Below are 21,193 nucleotides of genomic sequence, written 5' to 3' on the forward strand. Positions count from 1 at the left end.
GCGGTTTTGTACCTGTGTCCTGCCTCACGACCGGCTGACCCGGTAGAGCACATGCGGCCGTAGTCGGTGTCCGGGCTCAAGATTCGGGTGTTCGAAGTCGTCGGCCGGGTCGCGGGTCATCCCGATCCGCTCCATCACCGCGCGGGAGCGCAGGTTGCCCTCCCAGGTGAAGGAGACGATCTCGTTCAACATCAAGGTGTTGAAACCGTGCTCCAGCGCTGCGCGGCCGCCCTCGCTGGCGTAGCCGTGGCCCCACGCGCTGCGGGCCAGACGCCAGCCGACCTCGACGCACGGGGTGAACGCGGCCTCGAAAGCCGGCACCGAGAGGCCGACGAACCCGATGAACTCGCCGCTGTCGCGGACCTCCACCGCGAACAGGCCGGGCTCGCCGGCAGCCAGCCGCACCTGGTGCCGGTCGATGAGGGCGTCGGCCTCCTCGCGGGTCACGGTGCGGGGAAAGTCCGCCATCACCTCCGGGTCGGCGTTCAGGGCGGCGAACGGCTCGCGGTCGTCGTCGCGCCACTGCCGCAGCAGCAGCCGCTCGGTGGTCAGTGCCCTCACGAGCCGGACGAGCCCGGACCGTAGCTGCGCTGCACGGTGGCGACGCGGACCTGGTAGTCGGCGTACCAGACCTCCTTGCCGCGCTGCTGGGCCACGGAGTGCTCGTGCACCTTCTTCCAGGCGCGGGCGGCGTCGTCGTCGACCCAGTAGGAGACGGTGATGCCGAAGCCGTTCGCGTCGCGGGCCGACTCGTAGCCGAGGTAGCCGGGCTGGGACTTGGCGAGTTCCTGCATCCGGGCGCCCATCACGCCGTAGCCCTGGTCGCCCTCGGTGCGCAGGCTGCTGAAGATCACCGCCGTGTACGGCGGCTCGGGGAGCTCCGCGATGCCAGTCATGCTCAGGCGCCGGGGACGATCCGGATGTCGCGCACGGCTCCGCCGTCCAGGGCGGCCAGCGCCTCGGCGTAGGCCGGGCTGTCGTGGGCGGCGACGGCCTGCTCGACGGAGTCGAACTCGATCAGGACCACCCGCCCGGCGTCACCGTCCTCGTAGTACGCCTCGGGCAGTCCGCGGGCGATGAAACGGCCGCCTGCCTCGGTCAGCGCCGGGAACGCGAGGGCCGCGTACGCCGCCATCTTGTCCGCGTCGGAGATCTCCTTGTACACGCTCACCCAGTAGGCAGTCATGGGCAGAGGGTAGAGGCGACCTCCGGATTCGTTCGACACCTTTCCTGTGATCCGGGAGACTGGTGGGGTGGACTTTGACTCCTGTTACGCCCACGGGTTCGCGCGGGTTGCCGCCTGCACGATCCCCGTGGCGATCGCGGACCCCGCGACCAACGCCGCGAGCGTGCTCGCGGAGGTCCGGGCGTGCCACGACGAGGGCGTCGCGGTCGCGGTCTTCCCCGAGCTGTGCCTGACCGGGTACGCGATCGACGACCTGTTCCTCCAGGACGTCGTGCTCGAAGCTGCCGAGAAGGCGATGTTCGACCTCGTCGAGGCGAGCAGCGGCCTCCGGCCGATCATCGTGGTCGGCCTCCCGCTGCGGAGCATGAACCGGATCTACAACTGTGCCGCCGTGATCCACGACGGTGAGCTCCTCGGTGTGGTCCCGAAGGCCTTCCTGCCGAACTACCGTGAGTTCTACGAGCAGCGCTGGTTCGCCGAGGGTCGGGCGCTGCCGGACGACACGATCATCTTGCGCGGGGAACACATCCCGTTCGGTATCGACCTGATCTTCGTCGCGGACGACGTGCCGGGACTCGAGCTCCACGTCGAGATCTGCGAGGACATGTGGGTCCCGGTTCCGCCCAGTGCGCGAGCAGCTGTGGCAGGTGCGACCGTCTTCGCCAACCTCTCGGGTTCGCCCATCACTGTTGCGCGGGCCGAGGACCGGCGCCTCCTGGTGCGATCGGCCAGCGCGCGATACCTGGGCGCCTACCTGTATGCAGCGGCTGGTGAAGGAGAGTCCAGCACCGACCTGTCGTGGGACGGCCAGACGATGGTCTACGAGTGCGGTGACCTGCTGGGGGAGTCCGAGCGCTTCCCTGACGGACCTCGCCGGACTGTGGTCGACGTCGACCTGGACCGGATCCGGCAGGACCGGATGCGCCAGGGCACCTTCGACGACAATCGTCGGGCGACCGGGATGGACTACGAGGCCTTCAACCACATCAACGTCGAGCTCAACCCGCCCGCTGGCGACATCGGGCTCCGGCGCACCGTCGACCGGTTCCCGTTCGTGCCCGACGACCCCGAGCGGCTCGCCCAGGACTGCTACGAGGCCTACAACATCCAGGTCTCCGGGCTCGAGCAGCGTCTGCGCGCGATCGGGCAGCCCAAGGTCGTCATCGGCGTCTCGGGCGGCCTGGACTCGACGCACGCGCTGATCGTCGCGGCCAAGGCGATGGACCGGCTCGACCGGCCGCGCAGCGACATCCTGGCGTTCACGATGCCCGGGTTCGCGACGACCGAGACCACCAAGAACAACGCCACCCGGCTCGCGAAGGCGCTCGGCGTCAGCTTCGAGGAGCTGGACATCAGGCCGGCGGCGAAGCAGATGCTCGAGGATCTGGGCCACCCGTTCGCGGACGGTCAGGACGTCTACGACGTGACGTTCGAGAACGTCCAGGCGGGGCTGCGCACCGACTACCTGTTCCGGTTGGCCAACCACCGTGGCGGCATCGTGCTCGGCACCGGGGACCTTTCCGAGCTGGCGCTCGGCTGGTGCACCTACGGCGTCGGCGACCAGATGTCGCACTACGCGGTGAACACCGGAGTGCCGAAGACGCTGATCCAGCACCTGATCCGCTGGGCGATCTCCACCGACCAGTTCGATGCCGAGGTCGACGCGGTGCTGGCCGAGATCGTCGAGCAGGAGATCACGCCCGAGCTCATCCCTACGAAGGAGGGCGAGGTCGCGCAGAGCACCGAGGGCACCATCGGGCCCTACAACCTGCACGACTTCGCGCTGTACTACGTGCTGCGCTACGGCTTCCGGCCGAGCAAGATCGCGTTCCTGGCCCGGTCGGCCTGGTCGGATGCCGGAACCGGCCTGTGGCCCTCGGGCTACCCCGAGGAACGGCGGGTCGCCTACGACCTGCCCGAGATCAAGAAGTGGCTCGGCGTCTTCGTGAACCGCTTCTTCGGCTTCAGCCAGTTCAAGCGCTCGGCGCTGCCGAACGGCCCGAAGGTCTCCGCCGGCGGGTCGCTCTCGCCCCGCGGTGACTGGCGGATGCCCTCGGACGCCAACGCGAAGGTGTGGCTGGCCGACCTGGACCGCGTGCCGGGTACGTGACCGCGCCCGTCCTGGTCGTCCAGCACGAGGACGGCTGCCCGCCGGCCTGGTTCGGCACCTGGATGACCGCCTCCGGCGCGGCCCTTGACGTCCGTCGCCCGTACGTCGGCGAGGTGCTGCCGGTCGACCTATCCGAGCACTCCGGGCTGCTGGTCCTCGGTGGCGCGATGAACGCGACCGACGAGGTGGCGACGCCGTGGCTGGTGCCGACCAAGGCTCTGGTCCGCGAGGCCGTCGCGCACGAGACGCCGGTGCTCGGGATCTGCCTCGGCCACCAGATCGTGTCCGACGCGCTCGGGGGTACCGTCGAGCCCAACCCGAACGGCACCCAGCGCGACCTGCTTGAGCACGGCTGGACCGAGTCGGCTGCCGACGACCCGCTGTTCGGCTCGCGGCCCGCTCGTGCGGCGCACTGGAACAACGACGTGGTGACCGAGCCGCCGCCCGGCGCCACTGTTCTGGCCCGCGCGTCCGGAGGCGAGGTGCAGGCGTTGCGGTTCGGCGTACGGGCGTGGGGCATCCAGTCGCACCCCGAGGTCGACGAGCAGGTCCTGGCCCTCTGGGCCGAGGAGGACGGAGTCGACGTCGCCGGCTTCCTGGCCGCGGTCGCCGCAGCTCGCGCCGACCTGGACGCCTCCTGGCAGCCGGTGGCGGTGGCCTTCGCGACGCTCTGCTCCGAGAACCCCTATCGTTTGCGTCATGGGTAAGCAGGAAGACTTCGTTCTCCGCGCTCTCGAGGAGCGCGACGTGCGGTTCGTGCGGCTGTGGTTCACCGACGTGCTCGGGTACCTCAAGTCCGTCGCGATCGCGCCGGCCGAGCTCGAAGGTGCCTTCACCGAGGGGATCGGCTTCGACGGGTCCGCGATCGAGGGCTTCGCCCGCGTCACCGAGGCCGACATGCTGGCCCGCCCTGATCCTTCGACATTCCAGATCCTGCCGTGGCGCGGCGACGGCCCGGCCACTGCCCGGATGTTCTGCGACATCACCATGCCCGACGGCTCGGCGTCGTACGCCGACCCGCGCTACGTGCTCAAGCGCACCCTGCAGTCGGCCGCCGAGCAGGGCTTCACCTTCTACACCCACCCCGAGATCGAGTTCTACCTGTTCAAGGGCCAGCCGGAGGCCGGCACGGTCCCGGTGCCGGTGGACCGCAGCGGGTACTTCGACCACACCTCGACGAGCGCCGGCTCGGACTTCCGCCGCGAGGCCATCACCATGCTCGAGGCGATGGGCATCTCGGTGGAGTTCAGCCACCACGAGGGTGGCCCGGGCCAGCAGGAGATCGACCTGCGCTACGCGGACGCGCTCTCCACGGCCGACAACATCATGACCTTCCGCACGGTGGTCCGTGAGGTGGCGCTCGGCCAGGGCGTCTGGGCGAGCTTCATGCCCAAGCCGTTCACCGAGCACCCGGGTTCCGGCATGCACACCCACGTCTCGCTCTTCGAGGGCGACCGCAACGCCTTCTTCGAGGCGGGGGCGGAGTACCAGCTGTCCGCGACCGGACGTCACTTCATCGCCGGCATCCTGCACCACGCCGCAGAGATCACCTGCGTGACCAACCAGTGGGTCAACTCCTACAAGCGCCTCATCGGCGGCGGCGAGGCCCCCTCCTACATCTCGTGGGGCCACAACAACCGCTCGGCGATGGTCCGGGTCCCGATGTACAAGCCGAACAAGGGTCAGTCGACCCGGATCGAGCTGCGCACCATCGACTCGGCCTGCAACCCCTACCTCGCGTTCGCCGTCGTGCTGGCCGCGGGCATGAAGGGCCTGGAGAACAAGTACGAGCTGCCGCGCGAGGCCGAGGACGACGTCTGGTCGTTGACCGACCGCGAGCGGCAGGCGCTCGGGCTGCAGCAGCTGCCGAAGACGCTCTGGGAGGCCATCGGCGTGGCCGAGCGCTCCGAGCTGCTGGCCGAGACCCTGGGCGAGCACGTCTACGACTTCTTCCTGCGCAACAAGCGCGCGGAGTGGGAGGAGTACCGCGGCCAGGTTTCCGCGTTCGAGCGCGACCGGATGCTCCCGGTGATCTAGCCGCTGATGGCGCGTGGACCAGGCGGCATCGTCTCGGCGGGGAACCTCGCCCGGGTCGGCTTCGAGAACAGTGAGCTCGCTGCCGAGCGGCTGACCGCGCTCGGACCGCCGGCCTGGCCGGTCGTGTCCATCCTCGGGCAGACCGCGGACCCGGACCTGGCGCTCGACGTGCTGACCCGGCTGCACGAGGCGGCTCCGGATGCGGGGACCCTGCTGGAGGTCCTCGAGGAGGACGAGGGCACCGCGATGCGGTTGCTCTCGGTCATCGGGATGAGCCAGGCGCTCGGGGACCACCTCGTCCGCCACCCGGAGCACTGGCACGAGCTGCGCGACCCGACGCTGGGCTCCACCCGGCCGGCGGCGTACGCGGTCCGGGCCGACCTGATCGCCGCCGTCGACGGACTGCCGTACGCCGAGGCGCTGAACGCCCTCCGCGTGGAGTACCGCCGGGTGCTGCTCCGGCTGTCCAGCCGCGACCTGGCCCACCACGTCGGGGTCGACGACATCGCCGCTGAGCTCTCCGACCTGGCCGCCGGCACCCTGGACGCGGCGCTGGCGATCGCCTGCGCCAAGGTCGGACCGGAGGCCGGCCAGTGCCGGCTGGCGGTGATCGCGATGGGCAAGTGCGGCGGGCACGAGCTGAACTACGTCAGCGACGTCGACGTGATCTTCGTGGCCGAGCCTGCCGAGGGCGTCGAGGAGGCTGCCGCGCTGCGCGTGGCGACCCAGCTGGCCTCGATGCTGATCCAGGTCTGCGGCGACCAGACCGCCGAGGGGACCATCTGGCCGGTCGACGCGAACCTGCGGCCCGAGGGCAAGAACGGTCCGCTGGTGCGCACGCTGGCCAGCCACCGCGGCTACTACGAGCGCTGGGCGAAGACCTGGGAGTTCCAGGCGCTGCTCAAGGCCCGCCCGGTCGCCGGCGACCTCGAGCTCGGGCGCGCCTACGTCGAGACGATCGCTCCGATGGTCTGGCAGGCCTCCGAGCGGGACGGCTTCGTCGAGGACGTGCAGGCGATGCGCCGCCGCGTTCTCGACCACATCCCGGCGAACGAGGCCGGGCGCCAGCTCAAGCTCGGGTCCGGTGGGCTTCGCGACGTCGAGTTCGCGGTCCAGCTGATGCAGCTCGTGCACGGCCGCACCGACTCCTCGGTCCGCTCGCCGACGACGCTGAGCGCGCTCTCGGAGCTCAAGAACGGCGGGTACGTCGGACGCGAGGACGGCCAGTCCCTGCACGATGCCTACGCCTTCCTGCGCACCTTCGAGCACCGGATCCAGCTCTACCAGCTGCGGCGTACGCACGTGGTGCCGGAGGACGAGACGTCCTTGCGTCGGCTCGGCCGTTCACTCGGGCACCTGAAGAACCCGGTCAGCGAGCTGGAGAAGGACTGGCGCCACCACCGGCGCGAGGCGCGGCGACTGCACGAGAAACTCTTCTACCGTCCGCTGCTGGCTGCGGTGGCCCGGATCCCCGGTGACGAGGCCCGCCTGACGACCGACGCCGCGATCGAGCGGATGGCAGCGCTCGGCTACCTCGACCCCGAGGCGGCGATCCGGCACCTGGAGGCGTTGACCAGCGGCGTGACCCGGACCGCCGCGATCCAGCGCACGCTGCTCCCGGTCCTGCTCGAGTGGTTCGCCGATGCCCCCGACCCGGACGCCGGGCTGTTCGGGTTCCGCCGCATCTCCGACGCGCTGGGATCGACCCCCTGGTATCTGACGCTGCTGCGTGACGAGGGCGAGACGGCCCAGCGTCTGGCGCAGGTGCTGGCCACCAGCCGGTACGCCACCGATCTGCTCGAGCGTGAGCCGGAGGGGGTGAAGATCCTCGCTGACGAGGAGCTGCGCCCGCTGGGCCGCGACACGATCCAGACCGAGATGCTCGCGAACGCGTCGCGGCGCGGTGACGCCGAGGAGGCGATCCGCAGCATCCGGGGAATCCGCCGGCGTGAGCTGCTGCGGATCAGTGCCGCCGACCTGTGCGTGCCGTTCGGGGTCGCCGAGGTCGGCTACGCGCTCACCGATCTCACCGACGCGACCCTCGAGGCCGCGCTCGCCGTCGCGATCGAGTCGGTGGAGAAGCAGCGGGGCACCAGGCTGGCCACGAAGATCGGCATCATCGCCATGGGTCGGTACGGCGGCTACGAGATGGGCTACGGCAGTGACGCCGACGTGATGTTCGTGCACGACCCGGAGCCCGACTCCGACCACGAGCTGGCCGGCAAGATGGCGATCGCCGTGGTCAACGAGCTGCGCCGGCTGCTGGCGCTGCCGGCCACCGACCCGCCCCTGGAGGTCGACGCCGACCTGCGCCCGGAGGGCAAGAACGGTCCGCTGATCCGCACGCTCGACTCGTTCGCTGCCTACTACGCGAAGTGGTCGGCAGTCTGGGAGGCCCAGGCGCTGCTGCGGGCCGAGCCGGTCGCCGGGGATCGCGAGCTGCTGGGTCGGTTCACCGACCTGATCAACCCGCTGCGCTTCCCCGAGTCCGGTCTGAGCGAGCGCGACCTCGTCGAGATCCGTCGCATCAAGGCCCGGGTCGACGACGAGCGCATGCCGCGCGGGGCAGACCCGGCGACGCACTTCAAGCTCGGCCGCGGCGGTCTGGCGGACGTCGAGTGGACGATCCAGCTGCTCCAGCTCCAGCACGCCGGCCGGATCGCCGAGCTGCGCACGCCGAAGACGTTCGACGCGCTGGACGCTGCCGTCGCGCACGAGCTCGTCGAGCCCGCTGACGCCGAGGCGCTCAAGGCCGCCTGGACGCTGGCCAGCCGTGCTCGCAACGCGGCGGTGCTGGTGCGCGGCAAGGCCAGCGACCAGCTGCCCAACGACCCGCGCGAGCGCGCGGCCGTCGCGAAGGTTCTCGGCTACGGGCCGGGGGAGACCACCGCGATGGTCAACGACTACCAGCGCACCACGCGCCGCGCGTACGGCGTCGTGGACCGGTTGTTCTGGGGCGGCTGAGGTGCCCGACGACCTCGTCGTCCCACCCGGTCCGGGTCTGCCGTCGGGCACGACGATCCCGGCCGAGGAGCTGACCGAGCGGTTCTCGCGGTCCTCCGGTCCCGGAGGTCAGTCGGTCAACACCACCGACAGCCGCGTCGAGCTGCTCTTCGACCCCGCGGCCTCGACCGCGTTCACCGAGCCTCAGCTGCGCCGGATCCTCAAGGCGCTCCCGCCCGGACCCGTCTCGGTGACGGCCTCGGAGCACCGCTCGCAGCTGCGCAACCGCAACGCCGCCCGGGACCGCCTGGTCGCGATCCTGCGCGAGGCCGTGGCTCCGCCACCGCCCCCGCGGCGACCGACGAAGCCGTCCAAGGCCTCCCAGCGCCGACGGGTCGAGGCGAAGAAGCAGCGTGGGCAGACCAAGCAGCTGCGCGGGCGCGTCACGGGCGACTGAGGGCGGTCGCGGGTGCACGATGAGCGTGTGACCCTCGACTCCGACTGGTACGCGGTGCGGTGCGTCTTCCGTTCGATCGTGGAGGTCGGCGTGACCACCTACGAGGAGCGGATCACCCTCTGGCAGGCCGCGAGCACCGACGAGGCGATCGAGCGTGCCGAGGCCGAGGCGGAGGAGTACGCCGCAGCCATCGAGGACGCCGAGATCGAGTACGTCGGGCTCGCTCAGTGCTTCCACCTCTTCGACGATCCGGTGGACGGCGCGGAGATCTTCTCCCTGATGCGCGACAGCGACCTCGACCCCGAGGACTATCTCGACGCGTTCTTCGACACCGGCGACGAGCACCAGAGCCACGGCGACGACTAAGACCCCGCGTCGTCGAGGTGCGTCGATCGAGCCTCAGGCGGGGGTGATGACGAAGACCGGGAGCGGGCGCACGGTCTTCTTCTGGTACGCCGCGAACTGGCCGCGGTTCGCCTTGTTGCAGATCGCGAACAGCCGCTCGTAGTCGGCATCGCCCGGTCGCAGCGTCGTGGCGACCGCCTTCATCTTCTTGATGCCGACCTGGATCTCGACGTCCGGGTTGGCCTCCATGTTCAGCGCCCAGGCCGGCGGCAGGTGGTGGCCACCGTTGGAGCCGCAGACCAGGTAGCGGCCACCGTCGCGGCCGTAGACCAGCGCGTTGGTGCGGGTGAGACCGCTCTTCCGCCCGGTGGTGCGCAGCAGCAGGGTCGGCATCAGCAGCAGGCGGTGGCCGAGGAGGCCGCCACTGCGCTCGTAGATCTCCTGGTGGACCTTGAGGGAGGTGATGAACACCTGGGTGCTGAGCTTCACGACCCCATGATGTCGGAGACGGCCAGGGATCCGAAGACCATGGCTGTGCCGAGCGGGGCGCCCGGGCCGGGGTAGAAGGCACCGAACGCGTTCGCGGCCGAGTTGCTGGTCGCGTACAGGCCGGTGATCACCGAGCCGTCCTCGCGCAGCGCCCGCCCGGCTGCGTCGGTGACGATGCCGCCCTTGGTGCCGAGATCGGAGAGCACGAACCGCGCCGCGGTGAACGGACCCTGGTGGACGCCGACCAGCGCCTTGTTCGGGCCGTCGCCCCCGGCGAAGAAGGTGTCGTACTCGTCGCCGCCGCGTCCGAAGTCCTCGTCGACGCCGGTCTCGCAGAAGCCGTTGAAGCGCTCGACGGTGGCGACCAGGTCGGTCAGTCCGAGCTGCTCGGCGAGGGCCTCGAGCCTGTCCGCCTCGACCCAGGTGCCGGCCGCGAGGTGGTCGGCGCGGTTGCCCTCGGGCATCGCGATCGCCGGCAGGCCGCCGCCCTCGCGGTTGTCGAAGACGAACCAGGACGGGATCCGGTTCGCGGCCTTCGCCATCTCCTTGCCGAAGCGGTCGTAGGGCAGGCACTCGTTGGCGTAGCGGTTGCCGGTCGCATCCACGATCACGCCGCTGCGGAAGCCGAGGGTGAACGAACCGTGCCCGTCGGGGTGCTCCAGGCCGGGGCAGAACCAGCCCTGGTCGAGCAGAGCGGTCGCGGCGCCGATGGCCCGGGCCGCCGCGATCGGTTCGCCGGTGTTGGTGCCGTCGGGGGCCATCGACCACGCCGAGTCACCCGGTACGCCGTACTCCGAGCGCCAGGCCTGGTTGTGCTCGAACCCGCCGGCCGCAACGATGACGCCTTTGCTCGCGCTGAGCCCGACCGTTCCGGAGTCCGTGGTCGCGGAGACTCCGACGACCCGGTCGCCGTCGGTGACCAGCGTGTCGACCGCGTGGCCGGTCAGCACGGTGCCGCCGTCACGGGTGAAGGCCCAGAGCAGGCGGGCGATCAGCGACTGCCCGCCCGAGAGCGTGTTCCGGCCGGGCTGACCCATCCGGTCGAGCTCGACCGGGGGACGCACCAGCGCGGCGACGTCGTCGGGCAGCTCGGCGCGCTTGATGTTCGTCGGTTGGATCGAGCGACCCCAGCTGACCCGGCCCGGGCCGTCGTAGTACTCGGGGAACGGCAGCCACTCGAAGTCGATCGCGTCGTCCTCGAGGAGCTCGGCGACCAGGCGCGGCGACTCGGCCAGGAAGGCCTCGACCTTGACGGTGTCCGGGTCGACCAGCAGTGCGCCGAGGAAGTCGCGGGCGCCCTCGGTGGAGTCGCTGATGCCGGCCTTCTGCTGGACCGAGGAGCCGGGGAGCCAGCAGGCACCCCCGGAGTAGGCCGAGGTGCCGCCGACGTACGGGGTCTTCTCGACCACGACGGTGCGCAGGCCGTGCTTCTGCGCCAGGTGGGCCGCGGTCATCGCGCCGCCACCGGAGCCCACCACGATCACGTCGAACTCGCTGCTCATCGGTTGCCCTTCTCGAGGTAGCTGGTGACGGCCTCCACCAGGCCGCGGCGGGCCTCGGCGAGGTCGGTGTAGGAGGAGAGGTACTGCTCGGAGTGCAGGCCGCGCATCGCGCCGGGCAGCAGGCTGCGCACGCGCTCGAGCTTGACCGGGTCGACGGCCAGGCCGGCGAAGGCCTGTTCCATCGTCGAGCGCCAGGACTCGTCCCACCGGACGATCGCCGCCGCGGTCAGCGGGTAGGTCGCCTCGAGCTCGTCGCGCGAGCGGGGGAGCGCCTGGCGCAGGTTGTGGATCGCCCGGAACGCGGGCAGGTCCATCGCGGCCCAGAGCGAGCCGATGACGGCTTCGACCCGCTTGCCGAGATCGGCGGAGGCCGGCACCGGCAGCGCCGTCGCGGCTCCTTCGCCGAGGACGTCCTCGAGCAGTGCGGCCCAGAGCCCGTCCACGTCACCGAACTGGTGCTGCACGGTGCCCCAGGTGACCCCGGCCTCGCGCGCGATCAGACTCGCGCTGACCGCGTCCGGTCCGCCCGCAGCCAGGCAACGGCGCGCGACCGCGAGCAGCGACTGCCGCGTCTCCAGGCCGCGCTTGTTCAGGCGCGTGCCCTTCGCCGAGAGGACCGGGTCGAGGGTCATGGCGTCAGGAGCCCGAGAGTCCCAGGCGCTCGCCGTGGCGCCCGATGAACGCGACGACCTCCTCGGCGGACTTGTCCGGCAGGCCCCAGATCAGCTCGGTGACGCCGATCTCGGCCCAGGTGGCCAGGTCCTCGGGGGACGGCTTCATCGCGATCAGCACGCGGATGTCAGGAGCGCCGTCGCGACCCTCGGCGGCCCAGGCGGCCTTGAGCGCCTCGACCTTGCCGGTGATGTCGGCCTCGATCGGCGTGGTCATCCAACCGTCGGCGTTCTTGGCGATCCACGCGAAGGTCTTCGGGCCACCGCCGGCGCCGATGATCACGGGCACGTGTCCCTGCGGGGGCTTGGGCCAGGCCCAGGAGGCGCCGAACTTCACGAACTCACCGTCGTAGGCGGCCTCGTCCTGGGTCCACAGCGCGCGCATGGCCTCGAGGTACTCGCGCAGCACGGTGCGGCGCTTGGCGGCCGGCACGTGGTGGTCGGTCAGCTCGTCGGTGTTCCAGCCGAAGCCGGCGCCGATGGTCACACGACCGCCGGAGAGGTGGTCGAGGGTGGCGATGGTCTTGGCGAGGGTGATCGGGTCGGACTCGACCGGCAGCGCGACCGCGGTGGACAGCCGGATCTTCGTGGTGATCGCGGCAGCGGTCGCGAGTGAGACCCACGGGTCAAGGGTGCGCATGTAGCGGTCGTCCGGGAGCGTCTCGTCCCCGGTGCCGGGGTGCGCGGCGTCGCGCTTGACCGGGATGTGGGTGTGCTCGGGCACGTAGATGGTGTCGAAGCCGGCGTCCTCCGCGGCCTTGGCCGCCTGGGCCGGGGTGATCCCGCGGTCGCTGGTGAACAGCACGATGCCGTGGCGCATGGACTCTCCTGGTCGTCGGTCCCCGCAGGCGCGGAGGCTCTCGGCCAGAATCATAGAGGACTCAATGAGAATTGTGTTTCGACAGGCTCAACAACCAAGATCGCGCTCAGGAACCAAGATTGCGTTCCAGGAACGCGACCACGCGCTCGAACGCCTCGGCGCCTGCCGGGGTCCCGAGCCACGTCTGGTACTCGTGGAAGCAGGGCGCGGCCTCGTCGCCGGGGTAGAACTCCTCGACGGCCACTTCGAGCTCGTGGAGGCGCTGTGCCATCGGCGGGGTCTGGCGCCGGAACAGCGGGTCCTGGTTCCCGCCGGACAGGAACGTCGGCGGGAAGTCGGCGGTCACCTTGTCGACGACCGTCATCTCGGCGCACACCGGGGAGTGCTGCCAGTGCCGGCTGCGGGTGACCGACCACATCGCCGATTCCAGGACCGCCTCGAACATCCGGTCGCTGTCGTCCAGCCCGACCGGGTCGTAGATGCCGCAGAACAGCACCAGCCCGCGCAACGGCGAGGTGCCCGAGACCGCGAGCTCGCTGACGATCTGAGCGCCGACCGAGTTGCCGGCGAGCACGATCCGCTCCGGGTCGAGGTCGAGCTCGGCTGCGTGCTCGCGCAGGTGGTTCAGCGCCGCGCGGACTGCGTCGGGGGCGGCCGGGTACCGGACCCGAGGCGCCAGCGGGTAGTTGACCGCGGCGACGGCGAACCCGCGCGCGGCCAGCATCTCGCCGTACGGGAGCACGTCGCGCTTGTCGCCGAAGTGCCAGCCACCGCCGTGCACCCAGACGACGAGCGGGTGCGGGCCGGGCCGGTCAGGAACGGCGAGGTCGAAGCGGTCGAACCGTCCTGGCCCGTAGGACAGGTCGGTCCTCGACGTCCATCCGGCCGCCGGCACCCGACGGCGCAGGTCGGCCGTCGTGATCGCGTTGGTCGCCTGGGAGGAGAGCCGGAACAGGCGCAGGCTGATCGCCGGTGGACACCAGCGCTGCGGCTTGAACCGGACCAGGACGCGGACGAGGAAGGTGGCCAGTACGGCGACCCCGAGATGTGCTGCACGGCTGATGCTCACGCAGGGCAGCGTGCCACGAGATCGACCTACTGACGACCGAAGTCGATGGTGTTCCAGGTGACGCCGTAGGCCCACGAGGACCCGATGCCGGCGTTGCGCAGGTTGCAGTTCTCGATGTTCGCGCGGTGCGGCGCGCTGTGCATCCACAGCGTGTAGGTCGCGTACGGACCCTTGGTGCCCTCAGCCAGGTTCTCGGCCAGCCACCGCCACGGCGTGTAGCCGGCGTTGGTGATCCGGGTGGCCAGCGAGGGCTCCCGCGAGAGCTGGTGCGAGACCTCGTGGGCGGCGATCATCCGGCTGGTGTGCTGCCGGGCGGCGTACGCCAGCGTCGAGCGGTAGCTCAGCGCGGAGCATCCGATCGCGGTACGTCGGCGGTTGATCATGCCCAGGAGATCGGACTCGAACTTGGTCGGAGCCGAGACCGCAGTGGTCCGGGCCGAGGTCTGCGTGGTCGCAGACCGGGCAGAAGCGGGCATAGCGCTCGTCAGAACGAGCAGGCCCAGAAGGAGCGACGTACCCCACGCGCGTCGATGCATGCGCACCACTGTGGCGAATGTTGCTGGGGGTGCGCAACGGATTCGGGACAATTAGGCAAAAGGAACTACTAACTACGCGGTTGGTATTTACCGCGTATTCAGCAGGTCTCGGTCTCTTCCGACAGACGGAACCGCGGCCGGCCGCTCGCGCAGCTCGGCGAGCCTCCACTGCAGCGCGCGGCGCAGCGCCTCGCGAGCGATCGGGCCGGACATCTTCGACGTCCCGGCGGTGCGGTCGGTGAAGGTGATCGGCACCTCGACGATCCGCAGACCGCGCCGGTGCGCCCGCCAGGTGTTCTCGATCTGGAAGGCGTAGCCGCTCGACTCGCTGGCGAGCACCTCGATGACGAGCAGCGCGTCGCGTCGGAACGCCTTGAAACCAGCGGTGTTGTCGCGCACGCCGGTGCCGAGAACGGCACGGACGTAGACGTTGCCACCGCGGGAGAGCAGCCGCCGGTGCAGACCCCAGTTGTCGACCGCGCCGCCCGGCACGTAGCGCGAACCGACCGCGACGTCGGCCTCGCCCAGCGCTTCGAACAGAGCGGGCAGGCGCCCCGGCGGGTGGGACAGGTCGGCGTCCATCTGCGCGATCTGGTGGTAGTCCTCGTTCAGCGCCCAGGCGAAGCCGGCACGGTACGCCGCACCGAGCCCGTTCTTCTCCGGGCGGACCAGCAGGTGCACCGAGGACCCGTACGCCGGGTGCGAGCGCACCAGGTCGGCGGTGCCGTCGGGGCTGCTGTCGTCGACGACCAGGATGTCCACGCCCGGAGCGGCGCGCAGCACGGCGTCCAGGGCGGTGGTGATCGTCTCGGCCTCCTGGTAGGTCGGCATCACGACCAGGCGGCGTACGTGGGGCGTCATCGTCATCTCTTCTCGGTTGTTCTCGGATCGAAGGTCAGGGGAGGTTCGGCAGCAACGTGCCGCCGGTGCAGGTCCGGTCCTGGGTGGGCACGGCGCGGTGCACGGTGTCGAGCAGGTAGATCGAGCGGCCGCAGATCCGGCTCACGAGCTTGTAGCGCTGGATGATCAGCGCGGCCGTGCCGGTGGTGTGCAGCCGCTGCTTGAAGCTGTCGCCGTGCACGACGATCCAGGTCGGCGCGCTCGGTCCGGCGAGCAGGCCGCGCAACAGCGTCAGGTCGGGATCGAGTCCGCGCGACGGGATGCTCCACAGGTAGGGATACGGCGAGGTGAGCCCGCTGTTACGCAGGATGTCCGCGTCGCCGAACGCGAGCACGAGGGTGTCGCCCGGCTGGGCGACGCTCCTGACCGCGTCGCCGACGGTCGTCCCCGGGGTGGCCGTCGGGTGTGCGACCACGCTGCCGGTCGCGATGATCGCGGACGCGGCGACCAGAGCCGTGGCTGCACGGATCACCCGAGGCGCGGCCAGCGACGTGGCGCCAGCGGCGAGGGCGACGGCCGGGGCGCTCTGGATCAGGTAGTGCAGCCAATAGCTGCCGCCGGCGAAGACCGACGCTGCGTCGAAGACGAGCACGACGGCCAGGGCCGCCACGATCGCGGGTTGCCGTGACCGCCGGATGCCGAAGAGGGCGAAGGCGACGAGCAGCAGTGGGACGAACGACCACGTGAACGCGTCGACGAGCTTCTCCAGGCGGATGCCCGACGCGTGGGCCGAGCCCTGCGCGATCACGTGGGCAGCGGTGATCCGGAAGGGGTAGGTGGCCTGGTAGATGTCTCCGGGCGACGAGCCGTGCGCCAACGCCCAGAGCATCACCACGGCGTAGCCGGCCACGAAGCCGGCGCCGGCGAACAGGATGCTGTCGACCAGGTCGCGACCCTTCAGCCGGTGGGTGCGCCAGGCGACGATCCAGCAGATCGCGGCGAAGATCACGACGTCGGCCATGTTCTGCTTGATCAGCAGGGCCGCGACGGCGGCTGCTCCGGTGAACAGCGCTGCGAGCCGCGAGCGCAGCTGCTCGTCGGTGTGGAAGACCTCGACCGCGGCCCGGATGCCCAGGGCGATGAACGGCGCCGCGAGCAGCTCGCCGTTGACGTCGACCGCGCCGTAGAGCGGCGAGAGCAGCAGCGCCGCCGCCACTACGACGGACCAGTTCGCGGCGCGGCGTCCGAACGCGACCCGGGCGGTGTCGGCGACCAGAGCGGCGGTCGCGACTGCGGCGACCATGCCGATGACCCGCAGCGCTCCCAGACCGCCGAGCAGGTCCGCGATCCGGTAGATCACCAGCAGCAGCGGTGGGCGGTCCACCCAGTAGTTTCCGTAGAGCGAGGTGCCGCCGGCGTGCCACTGGTTCGCGACGACCAGGAACCCGCCCTCGTCGGGGGAGCCGCCCTGGCGGAACTCGAGGAGACGGCCGATGGCCAGCAGGCCGAGCACCACCGGCAGGGTGGGCACGGTCCGGACCCGTTCCACGAGGCGACGGGTCGGTTGGAGCACTTCGGCGGTCACGGTCACAAACTGACAGTTCCCCGCTGAACCCAACCTGAACGCCTTCCGACGTCCATCGCGCGTTCAGGTGACCGTCAGACAGTGATCAGTTTCGACGGAAGGATCAGTCGTCCCCGGGCGCCATCGGAAGCCGCACCTCGAACCGGGCGCCACCGTCCGCCGCGTCCTCGATCCGGACCGAACCGCCGTGCTCGTGCACGATCGAGGCGACGATCGCCAGACCGAGCCCACTGCCGCCGTCGTCGCGGGCGCGCGCCTCGTCCAGACGCACGAAACGCTCGAAGACCCGGGCGCGGTCAGCAGCCGCGATGCCGGAACCGTCGTCCTCGACCACCAGGGTCGCGGTTCCGCCGCCCTGGTGCAGCCCGATCCGGACGACACCCGAGGCGTGCCTGACCGCGTTGTCGAGCAGGTTGCGGATGACCTGGGCCAGCAGGACCGGGTTGCCGATGGTGCGTCCGGCGCCGACGTCGGACACGTCGAGAGTGACGCTGCCGGCCTTGTCGCGCTGGCGGGACACCTCGGTGAAGACCAGGTCGTCCAGGTCGACCTGCTCGTGCGGAGCGTCCGTCCGGTTCTCGATGCGGGCCAGCGTGAGCAGCGCCGAGACCAGGCCCTCGAGGCGGGCGCTCTCGGCGAGCACGTCGGCGGCCAGCTCCTCGGTGCTGATCCGTTCCGGGTGGCTCTGGCTGATCTCCGCGGCCTGCCGGATCACGGCCAGCGGAGAGCGGAGCTCGTGCGAGGCGTCGGAGACGAACTGGCGCTGGAGTCGCTGTCCGTCCTCGATCCGGTCGAGCATCTCGTTCAGGGTCCGGGCCAGGCGCGGGATCTCGTCGTCACCCTCAGGCAGGGCCAGGCGGTCCGGCAGGTGCGCGGCGTTGATCTTGTTCGCCTGCTGGCGCATCACCTCGACCGGGCGGAGCGCCCGGCCGACGCTGAACCAGATGATCCAGGCCAGCGCGGCGACGGTCAGCGGCACCGAGACGGCCAGCACTCCGGCCGCCTCCGCCCGGGTCTCGTCGCGCTGCTCGGTCGATCGGCCGACGATGACCAGCCGTACCCCTTGCTCGTCCGCAGCCCGCAGGGCGACCACCGTGAACTTGTCGTGCTCACCGGGGACGACCTGCGACTTGTGCACCCCCGGGCTGGTGAGCAGCGGCACGGTGAGGCGTGCGGAGTGGTCGCTGGCGATCACGGTGCCGTGCGCGTCGAGCAGCTGGACGACCACGTCGTTGCGCCCCGTGGTGGCGGCCTCGGCGGGGCTCACCCCGGTCTTGAGCTGCGCGACGATCGACTGCGCGTCCTGCTGTGCGGAGTTGATCAGGCTGTTGCTGATGGAGTGGCTGAGGGCGAGCACCAGGACCACCGAGCCGAGCGAGAGCACCAGCAGCACGAACAGCGTGGCCAGTCCGGTCACCCGGGCCCGGGTCGAGGCGCTGATCCGCTCGAGCAGCCTCACGCGCCGCTCGCTCCGGGCGCGCCGCCGAGCCGGTAGCCGCTGCCGCGCAGGGTCTGGATGTCGTCGCGGCCGAACGGCTTGTCGATCTTGCGGCGCAGCCGCCCGATGTAGACCTCCACGATGTTGGGATCGCCCTCGTAGGCGTAGTCCCAGACGTTCTCGATGATGTCGGCCTTGGTGACGACGGTGCCGTCACGGCGCATCAGGAACTCCAGCAGCGAGAACTCCCGCGAGGTGAGGCTGACCTCGGCTCCGGCACGGGTCACGGTCTTGCTGGCCGGGTCCAGACTGAGGTCGCCGACGCTCAGCACCGTCGGGCGCTCCGTGACACCGCGGCGCAGCAACGAGCGCAGGCGGGCCAGCAGCACCACGAATGAGAACGGCTTGGTGACGTAGTCGTCCGCCCCGGTGTCCAGCGCCTCGACCTGGTCCCAGTCGCCGTCCTTGGCGGTGAGCATCAGGATCGGCGTCCAGTTCTCCTCGGCGCGCAACGTCTCGCACACCTTGTAGCCGTTCATCACCGGCAGCATGATGTCGAGCAGGATCGCGTCGTACGCGTTCTCCCGGGCGTACCAGAGCCCCTCGCCTCCGTCGTGCGCGACGTCGACGGCGAAGCCCTCGGCCTCGAGGCCGGTACGCAGGTTCGCAGCGAGGCGCTTCTCGTCCTCGACGACCAGGATCCGCATGGGCGCCAGTCTGGCACCCCGCCCGAACGCCGCGACAGCAGCGTTCAGGCGGGGTTCAGGTCGATCACGGGGTCGGCGCGGCCTTCGAGTTCAGGCTGAAGGCCTTGGTGTTGCTGGTCGAACCCTTGGTGTACTTCGCGATGAAGATCTCCGGGTCCGGGAAGGTGGGCGTCCCGCTGATCACGCCGGTGCTCGCGTTCAGGGTGAGGCCCAGCGGCAGGCTGCCGTAGGTGATCGACCAGGTGCCGCCGGTCGGCGTGGCCGACAGGGTGGTCGTGTACGGCGTGCCGACGGTCGCGTCCGGCAGCTGGGAGGCCGTGCTGATCACCGGCGAGCCCGGGTCGGAGACGTGCAGCAGGTAGGCCTGCTTGTCCGAGGCGCCGGTGGCGGTCTCGGTGAACGTCACCGTGAAGCCGTAGTCACCGGCCGCGGTCGGGGTGCCGGCGAGCAGGCCGCCCGAGGACAGCGTGATCCCGTCCGGCAGGAAGCCGGCGGTCTGCTCGAAGGTGCCGGCCAGGCCGGTCTTCTGCAGCTGCTGGCTGTACGCCGAGCCGGTGGTGCCGTCCGGGACCGAGGTCGTCGTGATCACCGGGGCGATGATGTTCAGCGACAGGCTGGCGGTGGAGTAGTTGCCCGAGTCGGTCTCCGTGAAGGCGACGTAGATCGGGTACACGCCACCGGTGGTCGGCGTACCGGAGATCTCTCCGGTGTTCTCGTCCAGGGTCAGGCCGTCCGGCAGCTCGTAGGACGACCAGGTGCCGTCGTCGCCGGTCTTGGTCAGCGTCACCGAGTACGCCTGGCCGACGTGCGCGTCCGGCAGCGAGGTGGTGGTCACCTTCGGGCCCGGGTCGACGTAGATGGCGAACGTCTTGCTGACCGAGTGGCCGCTGCTGGTCTCGGTGAACTTCACCGTGAACCCGAAGCTGCCCGGCGTCGTCGGGGTTCCGGAGAACGCGCCGGTGGCACCGTCGAGCGTGATGCCCGGCGGCAGGTTGCCCGCGGTCTTCGACCAGGTGCCGGCGCCGCCGGTCTTGGCCAGCGTCGCCGAGTACGGGGCGCCCTTGCTGGCGGTGGGCAGCGAGGTGGTCGTGATCGTCGGGTAGCCCGGCGGCACCGAACCGGCGTTCAGGTGCAGCGCGTAGCCCTTCGTGGCGACGGTGCCGGTCGCGGTCTCGGTGAACCCGACGTAGACCGAGTAGTCACCCGAGACGGCCGGGTTGCCGGAGATCTCACCGGTGGTCGGGTTCAGGGCGAGACCCTCGGGAAGACCGAGCTGCGACCAGGTGCCCGCGCCGCCGTTCTCGGTCAGCGTCACCGAGTACGGGGTGCCCTGGGTGCCGCTCGGCAGCGTGGCCGTGGTGATCGCCAGCGCCGCGCCGTTGATCGTCAGGCTCAGCGCCTTGAAGGCGGTCCGGCCGGTCGAGGTCTCGGTGAAGGTCGGGTAGACCCCGAAGGTGCCGACCACGGTCGGGGTGCCGGAGATCGTGCCGGTCGCGCTGTTCAGGCTCAGGCCCGACGGCAGGGTGTTGGCCGGGACCGACCAGGTGCCGGCCTTGCCGGAGTGGGTCAGCGTCGTCGTGTACGCCACGGCGCGGGTAGCGGCCGGGAGCGTGGTCGGGCTGGTGATCGTCGGCGGCGGCGTAACGAGCAGCGTCAGCGCCTGGGTGTCGGACAGGGAGTCCGCCGTGGTCGTGAACTTGACCGTGAAGGACGCGGTGCCGCCGGCGGTGGGGGTGCCGGTCAGCGCTCCGGTGCTCGCGTTCAGGGTGATCCCGGCCGGCAGCGCACCGGCAGAGATCGACCAGGTGCCGGCGCCGCCGGTCTTGGCCAGCGTCGCCGAGTACGCGACGCCCTTGTCGCCGTCGGGCAGCGAGGTGGTCGTGATCACCGGGGTGTTCGGGTTCGCGCCGAGCGAGGTCACGTTCACGGTGCGCGAGTACGCGGTGGCGAGGCTGCCGGTGGCGGGAGCCACGGTGCGCAGGGTGTAGGTGCCCGCCGTCTCGTACATGGTGCCCTTGACGCTGTAGGCGCCGCCGCTGGTGGTCGTCGTCGAGCTGACGTTCACCCAGCTGGCGCCGTTCTTGCGCTGCAGGCGGACGGTCTGGCCGGAGCCGGTGTGGGTCACGGTGCCGGTGTAGGTGATCTTGACGCCGCCGTACGCCGAGGTCGGACTCGGGGTGATCGAGATGCTCCGCGCCGTGGCAGCGTGAGCGGGCCCGATCAGACCCGTCGTGAGGACGAGCAGCCCTGCCAGGACTGCGATCGCCGAGGTGTACCTGATCCGCAAGGAGCTCATCGCCCAACCTTCTTCAACCGAGAGGAGGGCACGCCCCACGCGCACCCGCACCCGACGCTAGGGCGAACGACCCTGATTGGGACCGTTATTGGATGGCTTTCTGCTGAGAATTGCCGGAAGGCCCAGGAGGTTTGTCCTGGGCCTTCCGATTCGGGCGTTTTC

20 protein-coding genes are annotated in these 21,193 nt (G+C 70.5%); 6 read left to right on the forward strand and 14 right to left on the reverse strand.

The genetic code is table 11. From position 1 onward, the window contains the following. Positions 1-24: 24 nt before the first annotated feature. Genes EFL95_RS07800 through EFL95_RS07810 form a run of 3 tightly spaced genes read right to left on the reverse strand, consistent with a single transcriptional unit; the run spans position 25 to position 1,186 of the window. A complete protein-coding gene (locus EFL95_RS07800; RefSeq protein ID WP_123233447.1) occupies positions 25-561 on the reverse strand; it encodes a GNAT family N-acetyltransferase in 537 nt (178 codons plus the stop codon). Next, positions 558-896 (reverse strand): antibiotic biosynthesis monooxygenase family protein, encoded by a 339-nt coding sequence (locus EFL95_RS07805; protein WP_123233448.1) that lies wholly within the window; start codon positions 894-896, stop codon positions 558-560. Before EFL95_RS07805 ends, EFL95_RS07800 begins: the two co-directional genes overlap by 4 nt. Before the next feature lie 2 nt (positions 897-898). Next, positions 899-1,186, reverse strand: a complete 288-nt coding sequence (locus tag EFL95_RS07810; protein WP_123233449.1) for a DUF1330 domain-containing protein — start codon at positions 1,184-1,186, stop codon at positions 899-901. Positions 1,187-1,253: 67 nt separating this feature from the next. Between EFL95_RS07810 and EFL95_RS07815 the strand changes: the two genes are divergently transcribed. From EFL95_RS07815 to EFL95_RS07840, 6 genes are read left to right on the forward strand one after another with little or no spacing between them, the layout of a single operon-like run. After that, a complete protein-coding gene (locus tag EFL95_RS07815; protein ID WP_123233450.1) occupies positions 1,254-3,296 on the forward strand; it encodes an NAD(+) synthase in 2,043 nt (680 codons plus the stop codon). Next, positions 3,293-4,003: a type 1 glutamine amidotransferase gene (locus tag EFL95_RS07820; RefSeq protein ID WP_123233451.1), complete on the forward strand. Its 711-nt coding sequence runs from the start codon at positions 3,293-3,295 to the stop codon at positions 4,001-4,003. The genes EFL95_RS07815 and EFL95_RS07820 overlap by 4 nt, the downstream gene beginning before the upstream one ends. Next, entirely contained in the window at positions 3,996-5,333 is a 1,338-nt protein-coding gene (locus EFL95_RS07825; protein WP_123233452.1) for a glutamine synthetase family protein, read from the forward strand. Before EFL95_RS07820 ends, EFL95_RS07825 begins: the two co-directional genes overlap by 8 nt. Positions 5,334-5,339: 6 nt before the next feature. After that, entirely contained in the window at positions 5,340-8,297 is a 2,958-nt protein-coding gene (locus EFL95_RS07830) for a bifunctional [glutamine synthetase] adenylyltransferase/[glutamine synthetase]-adenylyl-L-tyrosine phosphorylase (protein ID WP_123233453.1), read from the forward strand. A 1-nt stretch (position 8,298) separates the two neighbouring features. Beyond that, a complete protein-coding gene (gene arfB, locus EFL95_RS07835) occupies positions 8,299-8,733 on the forward strand; it encodes an alternative ribosome rescue aminoacyl-tRNA hydrolase ArfB (RefSeq protein ID WP_425463957.1) in 435 nt (144 codons plus the stop codon). 27 nt (positions 8,734-8,760) lie between these two features. Continuing rightward, positions 8,761-9,099: a DUF4288 domain-containing protein gene (locus tag EFL95_RS07840; RefSeq protein WP_123233454.1), complete on the forward strand. Its 339-nt coding sequence runs from the start codon at positions 8,761-8,763 to the stop codon at positions 9,097-9,099. A gap of 33 nt (positions 9,100-9,132) precedes the next feature. Here EFL95_RS07840 and EFL95_RS07845 read toward each other — a convergent pair whose 3' ends face one another. The 11 genes from EFL95_RS07845 to EFL95_RS07895 all read right to left on the reverse strand — a co-directional run bounded on the left by EFL95_RS07845 (position 9,133) and on the right by EFL95_RS07895 (position 21,031). Continuing rightward, positions 9,133-9,567, reverse strand: a complete 435-nt coding sequence (locus EFL95_RS07845; protein WP_123233455.1) for a nitroreductase/quinone reductase family protein — start codon at positions 9,565-9,567, stop codon at positions 9,133-9,135. Beyond that, complete coding sequence (locus tag EFL95_RS07850) at positions 9,564-11,069, reverse strand: FAD-dependent oxidoreductase (RefSeq protein WP_123233456.1); 1,506 nt, start codon at positions 11,067-11,069, stop codon at positions 9,564-9,566. Before EFL95_RS07850 ends, EFL95_RS07845 begins: the two co-directional genes overlap by 4 nt. Beyond that, positions 11,066-11,701: a TetR/AcrR family transcriptional regulator gene (locus EFL95_RS07855; RefSeq protein WP_123233457.1), complete on the reverse strand. Its 636-nt coding sequence runs from the start codon at positions 11,699-11,701 to the stop codon at positions 11,066-11,068. The genes EFL95_RS07850 and EFL95_RS07855 overlap by 4 nt, the downstream gene beginning before the upstream one ends. 4 nt (positions 11,702-11,705) lie before the next feature. Further along, entirely contained in the window at positions 11,706-12,560 is an 855-nt protein-coding gene (locus EFL95_RS07860) for an LLM class F420-dependent oxidoreductase (protein WP_123233458.1), read from the reverse strand. Between the two features lie 106 nt (positions 12,561-12,666). Beyond that, positions 12,667-13,629 (reverse strand): alpha/beta hydrolase, encoded by a 963-nt coding sequence (locus EFL95_RS07865; protein ID WP_183407085.1) that lies wholly within the window; start codon positions 13,627-13,629, stop codon positions 12,667-12,669. Between the two features lie 26 nt (positions 13,630-13,655). After that, the gene (locus EFL95_RS07870; RefSeq protein ID WP_183407086.1) at positions 13,656-14,105 is read right to left on the reverse strand and encodes a CAP domain-containing protein; all 450 of its coding nucleotides are present in this window, start codon (positions 14,103-14,105) and stop codon (positions 13,656-13,658) included. A 147-nt stretch (positions 14,106-14,252) separates the two neighbouring features. After that, positions 14,253-15,032 (reverse strand): polyprenol monophosphomannose synthase, encoded by a 780-nt coding sequence (locus EFL95_RS07875; RefSeq protein WP_123233461.1) that lies wholly within the window; start codon positions 15,030-15,032, stop codon positions 14,253-14,255. A 28-nt stretch (positions 15,033-15,060) separates the two neighbouring features. Continuing rightward, positions 15,061-16,590, reverse strand: coding sequence for an ArnT family glycosyltransferase (locus EFL95_RS07880; RefSeq protein WP_183407087.1), 1,530 nt, complete (start codon positions 16,588-16,590; stop codon positions 15,061-15,063). A gap of 103 nt (positions 16,591-16,693) precedes the next feature. Then, positions 16,694-18,049: a sensor histidine kinase gene (locus EFL95_RS07885; RefSeq protein ID WP_123233463.1), complete on the reverse strand. Its 1,356-nt coding sequence runs from the start codon at positions 18,047-18,049 to the stop codon at positions 16,694-16,696. Then, a complete protein-coding gene (locus tag EFL95_RS07890) occupies positions 18,046-18,735 on the reverse strand; it encodes a response regulator transcription factor (protein WP_123233464.1) in 690 nt (229 codons plus the stop codon). Before EFL95_RS07890 ends, EFL95_RS07885 begins: the two co-directional genes overlap by 4 nt. 64 nt (positions 18,736-18,799) lie before the next feature. Next, the gene (locus tag EFL95_RS07895) at positions 18,800-21,031 is read right to left on the reverse strand and encodes a beta strand repeat-containing protein (RefSeq protein ID WP_123233465.1); all 2,232 of its coding nucleotides are present in this window, start codon (positions 21,029-21,031) and stop codon (positions 18,800-18,802) included. Positions 21,032-21,193: the final 162 nt, after the last annotated feature.

The organism is Nocardioides marmorisolisilvae (genome assembly GCF_003725775.1).
GTDB lineage: Bacteria > Actinomycetota > Actinomycetes > Propionibacteriales > Nocardioidaceae > Marmoricola > Marmoricola marmorisolisilvae.